Source organism: Stappia sediminis (assembly GCF_009826895.1).
Lineage (GTDB): Bacteria > Pseudomonadota > Alphaproteobacteria > Rhizobiales > Stappiaceae > Hongsoonwoonella > Hongsoonwoonella sediminis.
Window position 1 is genome coordinate 995,931 of sequence record NZ_WUMV01000003.1, and the last position, 13,204, is coordinate 1,009,134.

General features: G+C 60.8%; 12 protein-coding genes. 8 read left to right on the forward strand and 4 right to left on the reverse strand.

Annotation, left to right across the window (positions count from 1 at the left end; all coding sequences use genetic code 11):
- Positions 1 to 17 precede the first annotated feature (17 nt).
- Positions 18 to 2,606 (forward strand): hybrid sensor histidine kinase/response regulator, encoded by a 2,589-nt coding sequence (locus GR183_RS11445; protein WP_160775690.1) that lies wholly within the window; start codon positions 18 to 20, stop codon positions 2,604 to 2,606.
- A gap of 35 nt (positions 2,607 to 2,641) precedes the next feature.
- Here GR183_RS11445 and GR183_RS11450 read toward each other — a convergent pair whose 3' ends face one another.
- Together GR183_RS11450 and GR183_RS11455 are read right to left on the reverse strand one after the other, a co-directional pair.
- Entirely contained in the window at positions 2,642 to 3,625 is a 984-nt protein-coding gene (locus GR183_RS11450) for a crotonase/enoyl-CoA hydratase family protein (protein ID WP_160775691.1), read from the reverse strand.
- Between the two features lie 825 nt (positions 3,626 to 4,450).
- Positions 4,451 to 4,636 (reverse strand): hypothetical protein, encoded by a 186-nt coding sequence (locus GR183_RS11455; RefSeq protein WP_160775692.1) that lies wholly within the window; start codon positions 4,634 to 4,636, stop codon positions 4,451 to 4,453.
- Between the two features lie 87 nt (positions 4,637 to 4,723).
- Between GR183_RS11455 and phnD the strand changes: the two genes are divergently transcribed.
- The 6 genes from phnD (at position 4,724) to GR183_RS11485 (ending at position 10,925) form a co-directional block, all read left to right on the forward strand.
- A complete protein-coding gene (phnD, locus tag GR183_RS11460) occupies positions 4,724 to 5,701 on the forward strand; it encodes a phosphate/phosphite/phosphonate ABC transporter substrate-binding protein (protein ID WP_160775693.1) in 978 nt (325 codons plus the stop codon).
- Between the two features lie 79 nt (positions 5,702 to 5,780).
- On the forward strand, positions 5,781 to 6,560 hold the full coding sequence (phnC, locus tag GR183_RS11465) for a phosphonate ABC transporter ATP-binding protein (protein WP_160775694.1): 780 nt from the start codon (positions 5,781 to 5,783) through the stop codon (positions 6,558 to 6,560).
- The gene (gene phnE, locus GR183_RS11470; protein ID WP_160775695.1) at positions 6,557 to 7,372 is read left to right on the forward strand and encodes a phosphonate ABC transporter, permease protein PhnE; all 816 of its coding nucleotides are present in this window, start codon (positions 6,557 to 6,559) and stop codon (positions 7,370 to 7,372) included. Before phnC ends, phnE (GR183_RS11470) begins: the two co-directional genes overlap by 4 nt.
- Complete coding sequence (phnE, locus tag GR183_RS11475; RefSeq protein ID WP_160775696.1) at positions 7,372 to 8,187, forward strand: phosphonate ABC transporter, permease protein PhnE; 816 nt, start codon at positions 7,372 to 7,374, stop codon at positions 8,185 to 8,187. Before phnE (GR183_RS11470) ends, phnE (GR183_RS11475) begins: the two co-directional genes overlap by 1 nt.
- Positions 8,174 to 9,091: an HAD-IIA family hydrolase gene (locus GR183_RS11480; RefSeq protein ID WP_160775697.1), complete on the forward strand. Its 918-nt coding sequence runs from the start codon at positions 8,174 to 8,176 to the stop codon at positions 9,089 to 9,091. The genes phnE (GR183_RS11475) and GR183_RS11480 overlap by 14 nt, the downstream gene beginning before the upstream one ends.
- 184 nt (positions 9,092 to 9,275) lie before the next feature.
- Positions 9,276 to 10,925: a Na/Pi cotransporter family protein gene (locus GR183_RS11485; RefSeq protein WP_160775698.1), complete on the forward strand. Its 1,650-nt coding sequence runs from the start codon at positions 9,276 to 9,278 to the stop codon at positions 10,923 to 10,925.
- Positions 10,926 to 11,016: 91 nt separating this feature from the next.
- Here GR183_RS11485 and GR183_RS11490 read toward each other — a convergent pair whose 3' ends face one another.
- Positions 11,017 to 11,202, reverse strand: coding sequence for a hypothetical protein (locus GR183_RS11490; protein WP_160775699.1), 186 nt, complete (start codon positions 11,200 to 11,202; stop codon positions 11,017 to 11,019).
- A 125-nt stretch (positions 11,203 to 11,327) separates the two neighbouring features.
- Complete coding sequence (locus GR183_RS11495; protein WP_160775700.1) at positions 11,328 to 12,047, reverse strand: Crp/Fnr family transcriptional regulator; 720 nt, start codon at positions 12,045 to 12,047, stop codon at positions 11,328 to 11,330.
- Between the two features lie 606 nt (positions 12,048 to 12,653).
- On the opposite strand from GR183_RS11495, the gene GR183_RS11500 reads away from it, so the two are divergent.
- Positions 12,654 to 13,181 carry a FecR domain-containing protein gene (locus tag GR183_RS11500; RefSeq protein ID WP_160775701.1) on the forward strand — a complete coding sequence of 176 codons (528 nt, stop codon included), beginning with the start codon at positions 12,654 to 12,656 and terminating at the stop codon, positions 13,179 to 13,181.
- The last annotated feature ends 23 nt before the right edge of the window (positions 13,182 to 13,204 follow it).

The window sequence follows — 13,204 nt, forward strand, 5'->3', positions numbered from 1 at the left end:
GCGTTTGGGGGACGGTGATGCCGACAGGGCATGATCAGCAGCTTCGCAGGAGGCCGGCCGGCTGTCTCGCCGTGCTGAGGCGTTTTCGCGCGCTTTCCGACGGCGAAGGCGAAATGGCGCTTAACCGCATCGTCATATCCCTGTTCATCCTGGTCTACCTGGTTACGTTTCACGCTTTTCCGCAAATTCAAGGGCCGCTTCTGCAGGTAGGCGCATTCTTCGTCTGCACGCTGGTGCTTGCCGTTCATCTCGTCGTCCGCCCGGCGGAAAACCACCCGCGGCGCGCCATAGCGATCCTGTGCGACCTCGGCATCCTCACGATAGGGCTTTACGACGGCGGCGAGACGACGGCGGTTCTCTTTCCGATCTATCTCTGGGTGATCTTCGGAAACGGTTTCCGTTTCGGGCTTCGTTACCTGGCATTTGCGGTCGCCATATCGATCGCCGGCTTCGCGGCCGTCATGACGACGCCGTTCTGGCTCAATCACATCAGCCTCAGCATCGGCCTTCTGCTGAGCCTGATCATCCTGCCGCTTTATGCCTCCAAGCTTATTCGCGACCTTTCGGCGGCGAAGGCAAAGGCGGAAGAGGCAAGCCGCGCCAAGAGCCAGTTCCTGGCGGGTGTCAGCCATGAGTTGAGGACGCCGCTCAACGCGATCATCGGCATGGGCGAGCTTCTCCAGGACACCGATGTCGACCCCGAGCAGCGCGATATGATCCGTACGGTGAAAAGCTCGGCGCGGTCGCTGTTGAGCCTCATCGACGGCATTCTCGAATTCTCGCAGATCGAATCCAACGCAGTGGCGATTTCCGACGAGGCTTTCGACCTGCACCTGATGCTTGGCGAAGTGCGCAGCATCGTCGCCGGGCAGGCGCGCTCGAAAGGCCTGCGCTTCTTCCTGCATGTCTCGCCCGATACGCCCTACTCGCTCATCGGCGACACGCGGCACTTGCAGGAAATCCTTATCAACCTTGCCGGAAACGCCGTCAAGTTCACGCATTCCGGCAGTGTAGGCATTTGCGTCGATGCGGTCAGCGTCGAAAACTCCAGGACGCGTCTTCGTTTCGAGGTGGTGGATACGGGCATCGGCATTTCGGCGGACGCAAAGGAGCGTATTTTCGAGCGGTTCACGCAGGCGGACGAAACGATCATCGACCGTTTCGGCGGCACCGGCCTCGGCCTCGCGATCGTCGAACAGCTCGTCAAGGCCATGGACGGCGAAATCGGCGTCGAGAGCGAGGTGAACGTCGGCAGCACCTTCTGGTTCGAGCTGGAGCTTGCGCGCGATACGCAGGCCAAGGCGCCGCGCCTGACGCTCGACGGCGGCAATCTCATCGTACTGACGCGCGACGGTGCCCTTTACGACCGGATCATCACCGAAACGATGGGGCACGATATCAGCGCGGTTCAAGCCGACACCGTGCAGCAGGTCGGCGTCCAGCTTCGCAAGACGACGCTTTCCGGGTCGCGGCGCGCGATCGTGCTGGTCGACGAACAGGCAGGGGTCGGGCGGCCCGATGCGATCGCCCAGTCGCTGCAGGGGCCCGGACAGACCATCATCCCGAACCTCGTCCTCGTTGCGCAAGGGGAAGGGGATACCGCGGCCAGAGCGGAGATCCTCCGGCGCTTCAATGCGGTCATTTCGCCGGATGTCGCATCGCCGGGCTTCATCGCGGCGTTACGGGCGGCGGGCGCCGCCGACCTCAACGCGGAACGTGATGACGACCGGCTTGCCACCTTTGTTCCCGCCGGCAAGAGCCTGCGCGTCCTGGTCGCCGAAGACAATCGTACCAACCAGCGTGTCATAGCGAAGATACTGGAGCGCGGCGGCCATGAGGCCCATATCGTCGATGACGGCGAACAGGCGCTGGACGCGCTGGCCGACGGTGGATTCGACATCGTCCTCATGGATGTCAACATGCCGGTCATGAACGGGCTGGAAGCCATCAAGCTCTATCGCTTTTCCACAACCGGAAGCTCGGAGCGGCTGCCGATCATCGCGCTGACGGCGGATGCCACGCCGGAGGCGGCAAGACGCTGCATGGATGCCGGCGCGGATGCCTGCGTGACCAAGCCGATCGAGCCTGCGCGTCTTTTGAAGATTCTGGAAACCGTGCATGGAGCCGGTGTTTCCGACGACAAGGTTCAGGAAACCGCTCGCCAGGTTACGCATATCGCCAGCCACCCCCGTTTCAGGGCGGATGCTCGCAACTCCGTCGACATGGCGACCCTTGCGGAGCTTGAGCGCCTTGGCGGCGAGGAGTTCGTCCACTCGCTCGTATCCGACTTCCTGACCGATGCCAGGGATATCTATGCCGAACTCAAAGCCGCTGTGGAGACGGCGGATACCGCCCGTTTCCGCGAGCATGCGCATGCCTTGCGCTCGGCGGCGGCGAACATCGGTGCGCGCGATGTGTTCAAGTTGTGCTCGTCCTGGCAGTCGATCGGAGGACGCGAATTGCTGACGCACGGGCCTCGTCACGTCGAAACCCTGTCCAACGAACTCGACCGCGTGACGTCGGCGCTGAACGGTTATGTCGCGGCGTCGCGCGATAATGTCACCCGCGACCCCAGGATAGGCCCGAAGAGCGGCGACGCGGGATAAAGCCGCCTGTCGGATCGAGCCGGCTCTCGTCGCCTTCAGGCCGGTCTGTTCATGCTGTTGGTGTCGCCCGACCTGCGCCTGTCCTGCGCGGCCGTCAGCCGCAGCATCTTGCGCATGTCGGATTCGCTCAGCTGCATTGCCGCTTCCACCCAAAGCTCGACCACGCTTTCAAGTTCCTCGAAAGGCAGGGGATTGACCGTGCGCCTTGCATGATAGATCGCCTGATGTGCGTTGTGCCGGCGGGTATTGCGCGAGATGTAGTCCATTGCCGCGCTCTGGCCCTCGCCTTCGTCGACGAGGATGTCGATCAACCCCATCTCGTATAGTTCCTCGGCCGTGTGCAGTCGGCCGCTCAGGATCATCCGTTCGGCCTGGCTTCCGTTGAGCCTGCGCGACAGGAAGCTGTAGGCGCCCATGCCGGGGAAGAGGTTGAAGAGGACCTCGGGAAATCCGAATTTCGCCTGACGTTCGGCGATGATCACGTCGAAGGACAGGGCACATTCGAAGCCGCCTCCGAGTGCATCGCCCTGCACCAGCGCTACGGTCACGATCGGCAGCTTGATGGAGGTCGCGTTCGTATGCAGGACCCTTATGCAGGCACGCCCGTAGCGCAGCAGCCCTTCGCGGTCGCCGGACCGTATCAGGTCGACGAAAAGGTTCAGGTCGCCACCGTAGTTGTAGACGTTCTTCAGGCCCGAGCGCAGCACGAAGTAACGCATCTGGTGTGCCTGGTCCGGCCGCGCGTAGGCATGGTAGAGCCGGCGAATGGACGACTGCATGGTGGAAAAATCCTCCAGCAGTCTCGGCGTGAAGCACAAATGGCCGTCCGGTCGCATGGTGCACCAGTAGGTGCCGATCGACGCGTCGAACTCGACGTCGATTGTCGGGTAGCGTTCTCCCGCAACGCGTTGCGCCATGGTCAGGGATGCAAGGCCGGTGCGCTGTCGGCCCTGATCGTTATCGGCGTGTGCTGGCTCAGCAGTGGGCACGCCGGAAATGTCGAAATACGACTCTTTCATGTTTCTTTTTGCCTCGGCCTCAAGACATTGTGGTCCGGACCCGAAGCGATTCCTCACTTGAACGGGATTGCTCCCGCGCGAAGAAGTCGCTCCGAAACAAATTTCCTGGCGCATGTTCCGGCCGGACCGACCCGCAGTCGGACCGATTGTCCGAACCCGGCGTGTTGATCTCTTTCGACGTGCCGGAACATCCATTCCACTTTCATTTGAAAGCGCGATGCACCGGCGGGCCGCTTTGCCGCCCATGCAACCAGACTACATTCGTACGGAAGGCAACGACGACGAATGATCGTATTCGCTTTGATCGACGAGATGCCATCGCACGATTTGTTAGTAGAATTTTAGGAAAAGTTTATTGAGTCAAGAAGTAATTTGTTAACCATAATTCCATATAAGTAAATAAATATATTGACATTTATATTTTTCTTCAAGAACTAAATAGAATATGATTTTTAATGGTTAAAAATCAGAATTATGCGAGATCAAATCACAAGAAGAATTGTTTAAATTGGTTAACGCGATTTTTCCCCATGGGGATGAATATCGAGGATTGACTATTGATCATGGCGGATCCGTGCTTGGCCGGAAGGCCGGTTCGTGAGGAGCTGCGGCAACATAAAGTGGCGAACTGCGATTCCACTCCCCATTTAATCGGAATATCACCTGAGGTTGCAATATTGAAATCCGGCGCGCTCTGATCGGCGTTAACAAAGCGATTTGAAACGTTTATCCGAGCGTTCTCGGAGTCGGTGCGGGAAGCTGAACGACATTGCCAGGCGAGCATGAAACAGATGTAATATTCGTAATATTGTTCATCCTGAATTTTTATTCGTAACGCGAAATAAACGCTTCCGAAAAATCCAGCACCTCGATGCGCATTAGTCTGCGCGTACGGTTGGCAACCGGCGCAAGCCGCGAGTCGACCGGAGAACCTTCACGGGCGAATGCCTGACGACGCATTGGCTTCGGGAAGGTTACTGGAGCGTCTTGCATTCGACCGGTCGTGAGCATGGCGGGCTCCAGCACCTGAAAATCAATCGGATTGCCCGGGGCGGCGGATCTTGTCCGGTTCCAGGGTAGTCCAGGGAGGAAAAATCCATGGATCTGAAAAAATTGCTTGCAGGCGCCGTAGCCGCGATCGCTCTTGCATCCTTCGGTGCCACCCCGGCCTCAGCGGAAGAGTGCAAGCGCGGCGATCTCGACAGCCGCTATTGCGATAACGATGGCGACCTCGTTGCGGATACGCCTTCCGATCCGTCGGAGCAGGTGGATCCCGATACGCTCGTATTCGCCTACACGCCGGTCGAGGATCCGGCGGTCTACAAGCACGCCTGGAGCGACTTCCTGACCTACCTTGAGGAAAAGACGGGCAAGAAGGCCGTCTTCTTCCCCGTACAGTCGAATGCCGCCCAGATCGAGGCGATGCGTTCCGGGCGCCTGCATATTGCAGGCTTCAACACGGGCTCCAATCCTCTAGCGGTCAATTGCGCCGGTTTCAGCCCGTTCACCATCATGGCGAGCGACGACGGGACGTTCGGCTACAAGATGGCGATCATCACCCATCCCGGCAGCGGCGTTGAGAAGATCGAAGACATCAAGGGCAAGAAGATGGCCTTCACCTCGCCGACGTCGAACTCCGGCTTCAAGGCTCCCTCGGCGATCCTGAAGGCCGATTTCGACATGGTCGCGGAACGGGATTTCGAGCCGGTCTTCTCCGGCAAGCACGACAATTCCATCCTCGGCGTTGCCAACAAGGATTACCCGGCCGCGGCGATCGCCGACAAGGTCATGTATCGCATGATCGAGCGTGATGTGATCGAGCCGGACCAGGTCAAGATCATCTATGAATCCCAGACATTCCCGACGACCGGCTTCGGCACGGCGCACAACCTGAAGCCCGAGCTTCGCGCCAAGATCGAGGAAGCCTTCTTTACCTTCAACTGGGAGGGCACGACCCTTCAGGAGGAGTTTTCCAAGTCGAGCGAAGCCCAGTTCATCAATATGAACTACAAGGAATTCTGGGACGTCATCCGCAAGATCGATGCCGCGAACGGCATCGAATACACCTGCAACTGAGCACCATTGCCTAACAATTGTGCCGTCCGTCCCGGGCTTGCGAGCCCGGGGCGGCCATTTCTTCTTTGTCGGGGGCAGGATGCTCAGACTTGAAAAACTGACGAAGACCTATCGCACCGGCGACAAGGCTCTCAACGCGGTCAACCTCACCGTGCCGAAAGGCCAGGTCATGGCCCTTATCGGGCCGTCGGGCGCCGGCAAGAGTACGTTAATCCGCTGCATCAACCGGCTGGTGGAGCCGACATCCGGCAAGGTGTTTCTGGATCAGGACGACATAACGGGCCTGAGCGCTTCTGGCCTGCGCCGCATGCGCCGGCAGATGGGCATGATATTTCAGGAATATGCGCTCGTCGAACGCCTGACCGTCATGGAGAACGTGCTTTCCGGCAGGCTCGGTTACGTCGGCTTCTGGCGCTCGTTCACGCGCCGCTATCCTCAAGCGGATGTGGATGAGGCGTTTCGTCTTCTCGATCGTGTCGGCCTTCTGGAAATGGCCGACAAGCGGGCCGACGAGCTTTCGGGCGGCCAGCGCCAGCGTGTCGGCATCGCCCGCGCGCTGATCCAGGATCCGAAGGTGCTTCTCGTCGATGAGCCGACGGCTTCGCTCGACCCGAAGACGTCGCGCCAGATCATGCGCCTCATCTGCGAGCTTTGCGCGGAGCGGGAACTTGCCGCGATCATCAACATTCATGACGTCGCACTTGCGCAAATGTTCGTGCAGCGCGTGATCGGCCTGCAGAAGGGCGTCGTTCAGTTCGACGGCAAACCCGATGCGCTGACGCCGGAGGTTCTCACGAAAATCTACGGCGAGGAGGACTGGAAGGAAACGACGCGTTCCGCCGAGGAGGCGGCGGAATGACGGATACCGCTCTTCAGGCCCGCATCGGGCGGAAATGGCGCAAGCCGCCGTTCATCAAGAATGCCGCATTGCGATGGGGGCTTTTCATCGCCGCCGCCATTTACCTCGTGTTGTCCGTCGGCAGCCTGGAGGTGAACTGGGCGCGCGTCAGTGAAGGGCTCATTCGTGGCTGGCGCTTTATCGTCGCCTTCCTGAGCCCGGATTTCACGACGCGCGGGGGCGACATCCGCGACGGCCTGGTCGAAAGCGCGATCATCACGGTCGCTTCGACGGTCGTCGGCATCCTGATCTCGATTCCGATCGGGTTGGGGGCGGCGCGCAATATCGCGCCGTTGCCGATGTATCTCGTCTGCCGGGGCATCATCGCCCTGTCGCGCGCACTCAACGAAATCATCGTCGCCATCCTCATGGTCGCGATCTTCGGTTTCGGCCCGCTTGCCGGTTTCATCACCTTGAGCTTCGCCACCATCGGCTTCCTGTCGAAGCTGCTTGCCGAAGATATCGAGGATATGGACCGCGTCCAGGCTGAGGCGATCCGTTCGACCGGCGCATCCTGGCTGCAATGGATCAACTACGGCGTCCAGCCGCAGGTCCTGCCGCGTGTCATCGGTCTTTCGATGTATCGCCTCGACATCAACTTCCGCGAGTCGGCCGTTCTCGGCCTCGTCGGCGCGGGCGGCATCGGCGCGACCCTCAATACCGCGTTCGACCGTTATGAGTTCGATACGGCCGCCGCCATTCTTCTCATCATCATCCTCACGGTGATGGCACTTGAATATGCCTCCGGCATCATCCGCGCGAGGGTCCAATAATGCCGATATCCGACGTTTCCGGCCGCAAGGTCTGGCAACTTCGCTCCCGCAACCAGCAGCTCGCGCACTGGGCGATGTGGCTTGCCGGCGTCGCTGTCTTCATGTGGTGCTGGCAGCGGATTTCGGAGGCCACGACCTGGGTATTCGTGTGGGACGCCCCGCGGATTGCCGCCGACATGGGCTCGCGGGCCTGGCCGCCTCGCTGGTCCTACATGTCGGAGTTGTGGGCCCCGCTCTGGGATACGCTCAACATCGCGACGCTGGGGACACTTCTTGCGATCTTCGCAGCCGTCCCCGTGGCGTTTCTCGCCGCGCGAAACACCACGCCGAGCGCGCTTTTCGTGCGTCCCGTTGCCTTGTTCGTCATCGTTTCCAGCCGCTCGATCAATTCGCTCATCTGGGCGCTGCTGCTCGTCTCGATCATCGGCCCCGGTGTGTTGTCGGGCCTTTTGGCGATCGCGCTCAGGTCGATAGGTTTTTGCGCGAAGCTGCTTTACGAGGCGATCGAGGAAATCGATCCCAAGCAGGTGGAAGCCGTTACCGCCACGGGCGCCAGTCGCTGGCAGGTCATGGCATATGGCATCGTACCGCAGATCCTTCCCGCCTTCGCGGGCATCACCGTGTTCCGGTGGGATATCAACTTGCGCGAATCCACCGTTCTGGGGCTTGTCGGCGCGGGCGGTATCGGCCTACAGCTCAAGTCGTCGCTCGACGTGCTGGCCTGGCCGCAGGTCGCGTTGATCCTCATCATCATCCTGCTGGCGGTGTTGTTGAGCGAGTGGGTTTCTGCGAGGGTGCGCGGTGCTATCATCTGAACTGGCGGGTTGGGACGCGGACAAGGCCTTCGGGTTCTATGAATCCGTGCGCGCGGTATTGCCCCGCGCCCGCTACCCCGCCACACCCACCTGCGCGCCGGACCTTGGCCCTGTCGCGGAGCGATATGACGTTTTCGTCTTCGATGCGTTCGGCGTCCTGAATGTAGGCGAAACGCCGATCAAGGGTGCGCGCGAACGCATCGACCAGCTGCGCGAGCTCGGCAAGTCGGTTTTCGTGATGACCAACGGAGCAAGCTTCTCGGCTGAGGCTTCGATGGAGAAGTTCCGCAAGTTCGGCTTTGATTTCACGGAAAACGAAATCGTGTCCAGCCGCAGCGCGACCCTTTCGACCATCGGGTCATTCGGCGACCTCGATGGTTGGCATGTCATTACCACCGAGCGCGATGATGCCGCCGACTTCGGCCAGCTTGAGCCAATCGGCGAGGTGGCTGACGATCTCGACGAGGCCGAAGGCTTTCTGTTCTTGAGTTCCGCCCGCTGGTCCGAACCGAAACAGGCGATGCTCGAGGCTTCGCTGATGCGGCGCAAACGCCCCGTGGTCGTCGGCAATCCGGATGCGGTCGCACCGCGCGAATACGGCCTGTCGCTGGAACCGGGGTATTACGGGCACAGGATCGCACAACGTTGCGGCATCGATGTCGCCTTTCATGGCAAGCCGTTTCCGTCGATCTACGATGTTCTGGAGAGCCGCATTTCGCCGGATATTCAGCCTTCGAGGGTTGTGATGATGGGGGATACGCTGCACACCGACGTTCTGGGCGCGGCCGCGTGCGGCTGGGGTTCGGTGCTTGTCGCTTCCCACGGCCTGTTTCGCGGTCTCGGCGTGGAATCCTACATAACCGCAAGCGGCATCGTGCCGGACTGGATCGTCCCTTCGATCTGACGACGAGCATCGGGCGGCCGGTCAGATGTGACTGCCAGCGCAACGTAAGTGTTGGAAATCACGCAAAATTTCCCAAAAGGCGCATATTTTGCGCCTATATATCCTTGGAAGTTGAAAACACTGCAATCTTGTCCCGGATCACCGGTTGAAATGGCGCCGGGGTCATTGGAGTCGAACAGTCGAAATGTCGGGGTCCGTAATCTTTCTCAATCTGGCCGGCGCCGTTGCCCTCTTGCTGTGGGCGACGCGCATGGTGCGCACGGGGGTTGAGCGCGCTTACGGAGCCTCGCTCAAGGATGCGCTGCGCCGCTCCGTCACCAACGGGCCGCAAGCGGCGCTCGCGGGCTCATTGCTGGCTGTTGCCCTGCAAAGTTCGACGGCGGTCGCGCTTATCGTCTCCGGTTTCGTGGCGGGCGGGCATGTGGAGGCGGGCCTCGGTATCGCCGCCATTCTCGGCGCGGATCTCGGTTCGGCTCTGGTCGCGCGTCTGCTTCGCTTCGATCTTTCGCTGCTGATCCCCGTGCTGCTGCTTGCCGGGATGGTCGCGTTTCGCGCCAGCGAGGCGCGCGGCTGGCGCCAGGGCGGCCGCATCATGCTTGGGCTCGGTCTTCTGCTTTTGTCGCTGAAGCTTATCGGCGAGGCGTCGGAGCCGCTGCGGGAAAGCGAGATCATGCCGATCGTGCTGGGTTATCTCTCGCGCGACTGGGTCACCGCGTTCCTGCTTGCCGCGCTCATGACCTGGCTTTTCCACTCCAGTGTCGCGGCGGTCCTGCTGGTGGCGTCGCTTTGCGACCAGCATCTCATTCCGGTCGTGCTTGCGGTTCCGGTGGTGTTGGGCATCAATTTCGGCGGCGCGATCATCGCGACGGTATTGACGCGGGGGATGGAGCGGCGCGTACGCATCGTTCCCTACGGCAATATCGCCATTCGCGGCATCGGTGCGCTCGCTCTGCTCACGGTGCAGTTCGTCGTGGGCTTCGATCCGCAGCGCCTGGGGGCGAACCTTGGCGATACGGTCGTTTTGATGCACATCGCCTTCAATGCGGGCGTTGTCATTGTCGGCGTGCCGTTTGCCCGCTTCCTGCCGGGCATTATCGAGCGCCTGTTGCCGCCGCAGGCCGCGCCCGCCGAAATCGGCAACGGGCGGGTAACCGCGCTCAACGAGGCCGATCTCGACAAGCCGACGCTCGCGCTCGCGAATGCCTCGCGCGAGCTTCTTTCGATGTGCGAACGCATCGACCTGATGCTCACTCGCGTATTCGAGCTTTTCCGGCATCCGGATCAGGCCGACCTTGACGCCTTGCGGCAACTTGACGACCAGGTTGACGAGATCCACGCCGACATCAAGTTTTACCTCGCCCGCATCCCCGACGAGCTTCTCGACCGCAAGACGCGCGGGCGCGTGAACGACCTTCTGGGCGCTTCCATCAAGCTGGAGCAGATCGCCGACATTGTCACGAAAAGCATGGCCGCCAAGGTTCAGAAGATGGCCGATCGCGGCATCGAGTTTTCCGTCGAAGGCTGGAAGGAGCTTTCCGCCTTTCACGACGAGGTGGTGAAGAACGCACGCCTTGCCTTCAACGTTCTGGTCTCCAATGACGTGGAAACCGCGCGCCAGGTCGCCAATCAGAAGGAAGTTATCCGCCGGATGGAGCAGGATAGCGAAACGCGCCACCTGGAGCGGCTGCGCGAGGGACTGGCCTCAAGCCGCGAAACCAGCTCGGTCCACATCGACACGATCCGCGATCTCAAGGAGATCAATTCGCTGCTCGTCTCCATGACCTACCCTGTCCTTGAAGAAGCGGGCATGCTGCGCGGCACGCGGCTTCGGTAGCGTGGTTTTCGCATTTGAAATGCGCACCGCAGAAAGCTGCCGAACCGGGTGAATCTCAGCCGTACCATACTAGTCGCCCGTCCCGCCTGCTTCAGCGGCGGCGCGAATAAACGGGCTCCGAAAGCCGGTCGTAGCGGCGGTCGGCTTCCATGAGTTCATGAAGCTCGTCGAGTACCCTGCGGTCGGTCACTTCCTCAAGGGCGTTCTGCGACGCTTGCTTGAAGGCGTTTCCGAACAAAAGTGCGAGGCTCCACGGTGTCCCGCTCAGAAGTCCCATCGGTCCAATCCTCAACTTCGGGCGGCAACCTGCCGGCCGGAATCATTAGATAGGATCGGATCGTGCGCTGCGCTGTGAAGTGTTTCACAGCTTGGGTTGGCTGAACCGCTAAACAGGGGGCGTGTTCAGCGTTCGTCTGCCGGTGCCTGCAGCACCTGACGCAATCTTTCCATATCGGGAATCGTGATCGTGCCGCCGTCTACCGTCACCAGGCCGCGCTGGCTCAGGCCCGAAAGCGCCTTGTTCACCGCCTCGCGGCTGGCCGCAAGCATCTGGGCGAGGGCGGTTTGCGAAAACCGCCTGTGGAACGTTGCCCCGCCCTCGGAAATCGTTGCGTGGGCGATCGCAAGTTCAAGCAGCTTCGCCGCCAGCCGCTGGCGCAGGTCGAAAAAGGCGAAATTGCTGAGGTCCTCGGTGTTGCGCCTGAGCCTTTCGCACAAAAGCTCGACGATATGGCGGGAAAGCAGGGGGTCGGCGTCGAGCAGGCGTACGAATTCCGGCCGCGAAAGGAACAGCATTTCGGAAGGCTCGAGAGCTGTCGCATTCGCCGTGCGCGGCAGGCCGTCGAGCAGGGCGATTTCACCCAGCGCGTCTCCGGGTTCGATGAGGTTGATCGTAAGCTCTCGCCCGTCCTCGCTCGAAATCCAGATGCGCACGAGGCCGTTTTGCACGATGTAGAGCCCGTTTGCCTCCTCGCCCTGCTCGAAGAGCTGCTGGTTCCTCTGGAACCGCACGGGCAGCGTGACGCGTGCAATCTTCTCAAGGATCTCGCGGTCGAGATCGGCAAACAGAAAACATTCGCGCAATGCGGCTTCGCGGGCTTCACGAGCGCTTGTGATCGCCATGGGACCTCTCGTACGGCCGGGCCGATCCAATATGGATTTGAGGAGCGGGTATGTTTTTCGCATGCGATGATATACGTTTATGTGACTTAACGGAAATTCCCGAAGAAGCGTTACGCGCGTGCACTGCACGGCGAAAATGCGGGCGTTCAGCTGGTGCGGAGGGCCGGGGCCCGGCCGAAGGAAACTCGGTTGCGCCCGGGAAAGGAACTCCCCGGAAAGGAAAGTCCATGGCTAGGGTCTGGACCCATAAAATTGATGCAAATGGCACCTGAAACGGCAAAGAAGTGCAAGGAGAAGGGCGCGGAGCGGGTCGGGCACCCGGTCAAGCCCTTCGACGCGGCAGATCGAAGCCGTTTCGGTGTCTCGAAGATATGGCCGATTTGGCCGGCTACTTTGTCGCAAGATCTTGAAAACCGGCCTGGTTTCCTGCGCTCTTGCTCCTCGTATCCAACCAAATCGGCTCATACCATTTCCGTCAATTTTATGGGTCCAGACCCTAGGAATTGGACGGCTCACGGTGCTGGCCGGCTGGCTGCGGCCTTTGTCTTCGTGCTTTCGATGGCGTTGTGGTCCGCGCCTTCATACGCAGCGGATCGCGTGTGTTCGGTGGAGCGCTTCGTCGGGCGTGACTTTCAGGTGCGTTCGGGTGGCAGCTGGCACACGCCGGCCCCGGACGAGGTCCTGCTGGCCTCCTCCCAGATACGTACTGGGCCGGCAAGCCGCCTTCAGGTTGCCTGCGATGATGGAACGACGGTAACGGTCGGTCCTTCTTCTCTGGTTGATCTTGGTACCCTTGTGGGCCCGCGCGAGGAAAGCATCCTGGTGCGCATTAGCAACGGAATTATCGGCATCGTGGCTCCAATGCGCACCTGGTCGAGCTTCGGCGTGCGCGCACCGAACCTTGTTGCCTCCGTCCGCTCGACGACCTGGCTGGTCGAGGCGGCTCCTTCTCAAAGCAGTTGCTTCGTGCGTGAGGGTCAGGTCGCCGTGACGACCAATGCGGGCGCGAACTACTCGCTTGGTCCCGGCGACGGCATCGATGTCGATGACGCCGGCCAGACGCCGGGCGTGCGCCAGTGGGGCGCGGCACGAATATCGGAAACCCGGGCACGGCTCGGCCTCAACTGGCGGTGATGAGAAACTCACGCAAATCTCCC